General features: G+C 28.4%; 7 protein-coding genes. All 7 read right to left on the bottom strand.

Features of this window, described 5'->3' with window-relative positions; translation table 11 throughout:
- Positions 1–140: 140 nt before the first annotated feature.
- Positions 141–335 (bottom strand): DUF4177 domain-containing protein, encoded by a 195-nt coding sequence (locus tag E6248_RS11630; RefSeq protein ID WP_316340968.1) that lies wholly within the window; start codon positions 333–335, stop codon positions 141–143.
- 78 nt (positions 336–413) lie between these two features.
- Positions 414–716: a hypothetical protein gene (locus E6248_RS11625; RefSeq protein WP_316340967.1), complete on the bottom strand. Its 303-nt coding sequence runs from the start codon at positions 714–716 to the stop codon at positions 414–416.
- Positions 717–932: 216 nt separating this feature from the next.
- Entirely contained in the window at positions 933–1226 is a 294-nt protein-coding gene (locus tag E6248_RS11620) for a hypothetical protein (protein ID WP_316340966.1), read from the bottom strand.
- A 32-nt stretch (positions 1227–1258) separates the two neighbouring features.
- Positions 1259–1780 carry a GNAT family N-acetyltransferase gene (locus E6248_RS11615; protein WP_316340965.1) on the bottom strand — a complete coding sequence of 174 codons (522 nt, stop codon included), beginning with the start codon at positions 1778–1780 and terminating at the stop codon, positions 1259–1261.
- Between the two features lie 53 nt (positions 1781–1833).
- The gene (locus E6248_RS11610) at positions 1834–3216 is read right to left on the bottom strand and encodes a hypothetical protein (protein WP_316340964.1); all 1383 of its coding nucleotides are present in this window, start codon (positions 3214–3216) and stop codon (positions 1834–1836) included.
- A 374-nt stretch (positions 3217–3590) separates the two neighbouring features.
- Positions 3591–4496: an ROK family protein gene (locus tag E6248_RS11605; protein WP_316340963.1), complete on the bottom strand. Its 906-nt coding sequence runs from the start codon at positions 4494–4496 to the stop codon at positions 3591–3593.
- A gap of 192 nt (positions 4497–4688) precedes the next feature.
- Entirely contained in the window at positions 4689–6215 is a 1527-nt protein-coding gene (gpmI, locus tag E6248_RS11600; protein WP_316340962.1) for a 2,3-bisphosphoglycerate-independent phosphoglycerate mutase, read from the bottom strand.
- Between the last annotated feature and the right edge of the window lie 62 nt (positions 6216–6277).

Below are 6277 nucleotides of genomic sequence, written 5' to 3'. Positions count from 1 at the left end.
TACTAAAAGCAATCACTAAAAATAGTCACATAGTTGAAATTATAACTCCAATTATCTTTCAAGTATGAATTGATCATATCGTATTTTGTAAATGTTATACTATTCAATCTTCGAGACTTATTCCCTTATGAATGATTTTTTTAATTATTAATCATCATTTTTTTAAATATTAGATCAAAGGTTTTAGGCTCACCGTTATTTCCATAGAATGATGTTGGTATTGAATTTATAAACTGCCATCCCTCTTTAGCATATTGATTTATTAATTCTCTATGATTTGTAGCAGAAAAAAATCCATTAATTTTAGCCTCAACAAATGAATACTTATAACCCATATCTATCACTCCTATATTTTTTTATATTATAATATCAGTTAGCTAATATTTAAATAAAACCTATAATCCATAATAATATTAAATTTTCATAATATATCTTTTTTGTTTTAAAGACATACAAATAAAGCTAAAAGATTGAAAAGATAATAAAGTAATGGTAATTTCACTTCCAACCCACATAAATGCAGAAAGTATTATATTCCAAAATATTAATAAATCTATAGTACGCCTAACATTTTTAATATATAACTCCTTCTTTACTTTATATGCTACTCTTTCTTTATAAAACACCTTGTCTGGAATTTTCTTAACTAGGATACTTGTGAAAATCCAAAATAAAATTAGCATAAATGAAATAAACATTTTCATTACAAAACTCATTTAATATCCTCCTTAGTCGAATACATAAAATACTCAATCAGAATTTCATCACATCTTAGGCACTTTCTCATAATATCTCCACCATTTAAATTATAATCATCTATTAGTATCACAACTTATTTGCAACATATTTTAGCAATGTGGTGATGTTTAACTTTCAAGTATTAAATTGATTGCTTACTTTAGTAATAGTTTAAAATTATAAATGCATTATTTCTACTGTTCTTTCCATTGAAGTAAATACGCAAGTTCAATGTATAATAATGTGATAGCAATTAAAGCTATAGCGCTTCTTATAATATAACTTATCACTGTAGTTGGATAGTATCTAGTCAAATAACTCATAGTAATGCAACTTAAAGAAATAAGAGTGATAATAATAAGCAGATAGCCTTTCACTTTAAATTTAGTACTACACTTATCACATTCTATTAATCCATCTCTTTTATAAGTCGATTTTAGTAAAGCTTTAAATTTAATTTCAGCATTACACTTACTACAAACCTTCATATTATACTCCTTTTTATTAATATCCTACGTATTTATTCTTTTATATACGCTGGATTAATTCTTGCCATTAAGTATTCATTTTCATATTTTCCATTTCTTATAGCTGCTAGACGTTTAAGACCTTCTTTTTCAAAACCGAACTTTTCATAAAGATGAATGGCTCTTTTATTATCTTCGAAAACTCCTAACTCAACTCGAATAAGTATTAGCCAATTATCAGCAACATCAAGTAGAGCTTCCATTAAAGCAGTGCCAACCCCCATATTCTGATAGTCTTTATGAATCATAATTCCAATGCCGCCACTATGACGTAAACGTGGATTTGAATTTATAGTTAATCCTGCAGTTCCTATTATTTCTTCTTCACCATTTTTATTTTTAGCTACAGCTACAAATTGGTGCTGGTTCCCGTCCATATTGATAATGAAATCTTCATTACGTTTTACTCTTTCTGATGGAATACCAAGTATATTTTCAAATACCCCTGGCATACGTCTAAGGGCATTTACTCCTTTGCCATCTCCTATTTCTATTGGTCTTATTAAAAACTCCATTAAAGCTTACCTCCCTCTATATGAATACTTTTGATTCACTTTATACCATTATCTTAAAAACTATTTTGCTTATCTAACTCTATCCTACTCTTAGTCCTATAATTGGATGCATTTTGTCCTAAATTATTAGTAAAACTTAAATTACTTTTTTCAACTTCTGTATAAGGAATTCTAAAGGGATGATTATAGTGAGTATAGTCTGCTATATTAGTTCCTAATATAGCACCTTCTTCGATATTTATTTTGTAGAAAATATACCCTCTTTGTTCTTTAGAGTTAAAAGGATAATTTATTGCACCTGTTATTTTATTTTCTTGACTTAATTGCCCAAAAACATCAGTACTTTCTACTGCTCCTCCATTTAATCTAGGTATTTCTGAAGCGTAGTTTATACCTTCATTTTCATATATTAATCTTCCATTTATAAGCTCTAAATCTCTTGAATTACTAATTGCAATACCATCTTGCCAATAAGGTCCCTTTTCTCCCCAATTAAAGTATTCAATTGCATATATTTCATTATAATTAAGTTCAATAAATATAGTTGTTGCTTCTAAATCTTTTTCTGTATCTTTATCGAAATCAAAATCAATATTTACTGTTTCTACATTTACTATATCTTTAAGGACAGCAATATCTTCATCTAAAATATCCCTAACAATTTTCAATGGAATCCCTTCATCTATTAACAAATTCCTATTACTATATTCCTTAACAGGAATTACTTCAACAGAGTCTAGTCTAATATGATTGGATAGTACACAGCTAATTGCAACTAAGAAAATACAACTTGTAAGATATCCTAATATCAAACTTTTATCACTAAATCTTATGTTAGTATTTGAAGTCATACAATTAATACTTTCAATATCATAGCTTAATTTATATAGCAATCTAATTATATAGAAGTAATATATAATCATAGGAATAGAAATAAACCAAATTTGCCATAATCCTGTTAAAGCAATAATTGTAACTATAATCCTCCAAATTATTAGCCTCATAATAGGATCTTTTTTATACTCTACATTAGCTTTATTAAAAACTTCTCGTATACCTTTTCTAAAAGTAATTAGAAAAGTAATATGAAATACTATTAATATTAATGCCGATAAAAAAATATTATTAAAATTAACACTTAATGGTGTACTTTTATATATCAAACTTAATACATTAAATGCCATATTTATAATAGAAAATTTCCAAGCTACTTTAAGGGCTTTATTTTCTTTTCTTAAATCACGGAATCCAATATATAAAAGCACTGCTGCTAATGTTGGTAATATGTACTGTAACCATAAAAAATTAAAAGTAAATACAGTAAACATAAATCCAATAGCAATATTTTTCGTAGCTCCACCTCTAAAGTTCTTTAGAAACCTCTCATCTATATCTACTGATTTATCATTTAACTGATTCTCCTTAAACTTATCCATCGTATCCCATTCCCCTTAAAATCTAAATAATTATTATAGTCATAAAAACAAAATTTAAAATTATAACTATTTGCTAATCTAACATTTCTCTAGTAAATTATACCATATTATTCCTTAGTTAAATGTAGTTATATATATACGTAATTATTTCTAAAAATAAATCGAAACTAAATTTTATACTAATATAAACTTTATTTATATATCTTTTCTTAACTTCACTATATTTGTATCATTCTTTTAAACTTTCTTAAATTAATGCAATAAAAAAGGGTGTATAAGCAAATCAATTTATATACTCATACACCTTCTATTCAATCTATATATTAAAAACATTTCTTAATTATTTTATTATTTATTACTATTATTCTTTGTAATTATATTAAATTTTGCTTTTGTAAAAAGTTATATAAAGCACCTAATTTATTTGCATCATTTCCATACTTACAAATCTTAACTACTGGTCTTATTTTAGCATCTGAATTGGAATTCTTAATTTCATCTATCTTTTTATTTACTTCCTCTAAGAATCCCTCTCTTTCACAAATAGCACCACCTAAAACTATTACCTCTGGATCGTAGGTATATTGAATATTAAATATACCTATAGCCATATATCTAAAAAATCTATTTACTTCTTCTACTGCTATTTCATCACCATTATCATATAACTCAAAGGCTTTTTTTCCATTAAAGTTATCCATACTTATTCCTTTTCTATCTGCAATAAATTTTGTTACTGCAAAAGTTGAACCAGCTCTACTCCAGGATAAATATTGTTGGTTATGAACATCTATATCTACTAAGCAATATCCAAATTCGCCTCCATGTTTATGAACACCTGAATGTATTTTTTTATCTTTTACTAATGCCCCACCTATTCCTGTTCCACACACAACAAATGCACAATCATTTTCATTCTTAGCTGCTCCAATCCAACATTCCCCTAATGCCGCACAATTTGCGTCATTTTCTATTTCAACTGGCAGCCCTGTCATTTCATTTAATACTTCTTTAAAGTTAGGTCCATGTATATAAGGTATTGCACTCATCCCTCCAATAATTCCTGTTTCATTATCTACTGCTCCAGGTGCACTTAATGCAATACCCTCTAGACTATATTCTTCCTTTAGTTCATTTACCTTACTAGATAATTCATAAAAAAATCCTTCTATAGTTTCAGATATCTCTATTTTTCCACTAATTAATATACTACCTTCGTTATTAATTACAGACCATTTTACTGATGATCCACCTATATCAAAGACTATATAATTACTCATTTTTTCTCCCCTTTAAAAACGTTTTCTTTTATAAAACTAAGTATACATACATAAAGGCGTCTTGTCCATAATCACTATTAATATTTTTAAAATTAATCTTAAAATCTTCCAGCCATTCTTCTTAAAGTATCCTATTTTGAATACAAATTAAAAAAATAAAAAGCGTAGCCTTAAGCTACGCTTCTATTTTAATTAGTTGTTTACTATTAAACATTCTCCAGTCATTTCAGCTGGTTTATCTAATCCCATTTCATTTAACATTGTAGGAGCTATATCAGCAAGTTTTCCTTCTTTTAAGCTTCTACCTTCTGTTCTATTTGATACCCATATAAATGGAACTGGGTCAGTTGTATGAGCTGTGAATGGATTTCCTGTTGAGAAATCAATCATGATTTCTGCATTACCATGGTCTGCAGTTACAAATAAAGTTCCGTCTTTTTCTAAGATCTTATCTGCAAGCTTACCTAGGCATCCATCAACAGTTTCTATAGCCTTAACTGCTGCTTCCATAACTCCAGTATGACCAACCATATCTGGATTAGCAAAGTTAAGGATAATCATATCATACTTATCTTCATCTAATCTCTTAAGTAATTCATCTGTTAATTCATGAGCACTCATTTCAGGTTTTAAATCATAAGTTGCAACCTTAGGAGATGCAATTAATGCTCTATCTTCACCTGGATATTCTTTTTCTACTCCACCGTTAAAGAAGAATGTAACGTGTGCATACTTTTCAGTTTCAGCAATTCTTAATTGATTTAATCCTTTATTTGAAACATATTCTCCTAAAGTATTGTTAATTCCTTCTGGTCTGTAAGCAACATTAACTCCTTCTAAAGTCTTGTCATATTGAGTTAAAGTTACGAATGTTAAATCTAAAGCTTCTCTATTAAATCCAGCAAATTCCTTATCATTAATAGCTCTAGTTATTTCTCTAGCTCTATCTGGTCTAAAGTTAAAGAATATTACTGAGTCTCCATTCTTAATAGTTCCTTCTGAATCTACTACTGAAGGTAATACGAATTCGTCAGTCTTATTATCATGGTAAGACTTATCAATAGCTTCTACTGCAGATGAAGAAATTTCACCTTTTCCTAGAACCATTGCATTGTAAGCAAGTTCTACTCTTTCCCATCTGTTATCTCTATCCATTGCATAGTATCTTCCAGATACAGTAGCTATTTTACCTACTCCTATTTCCTTCATGTACTTTTCGATTTCAACTATGAAATCTTTTCCTGATGAAGGTGGAACGTCTCTACCATCCATAAATGCATGAACATATACCTTAGTTAATCCAGCATCTTTAGCTAATTTTAATAGTCCTTTTAAGTGATCGATATGTGAGTGAACTCCACCATCTGATAATAATCCTAATAAATGTAGTGCAGAGTTGTTTTTCTTAGCATTTTCTACTGCTAATGTTAAAGCTTCATTCTTAAAGAATCCGCCTTCTTCTATTTCCTTAGTTATTCTTGTTAATTCTTGATATATAATTCTTCCAGCACCTATATTTAAGTGTCCTACTTCTGAGTTACCCATTTGTCCATCTGGTAATCCAACAAATAATCCACTAGCTTGTAATTGTGTGCTTGGGTATTGAGTCATTAATCTATTGTAATTTGGTTTTTGCGCTGCTTCTACAGCATTTCCATCTGACTTTGGAGCTATTCCAAATCCATCTAATATCATTAACATTACAGGTTTTTTCGCCATAATTCCCTCCAAAATTTACTTAATCTATATTTGAAATTATATTGACAATACTTATATATATG

The organism is Clostridium sp. (genome assembly GCF_032552055.1).
Taxonomy (GTDB): Bacteria; Bacillota; Clostridia; order Clostridiales; family Clostridiaceae; genus Clostridium.
Note: the sequence above shows the minus strand (reverse complement) of the source record. Positions and strands in the feature narration are given on the sequence as shown.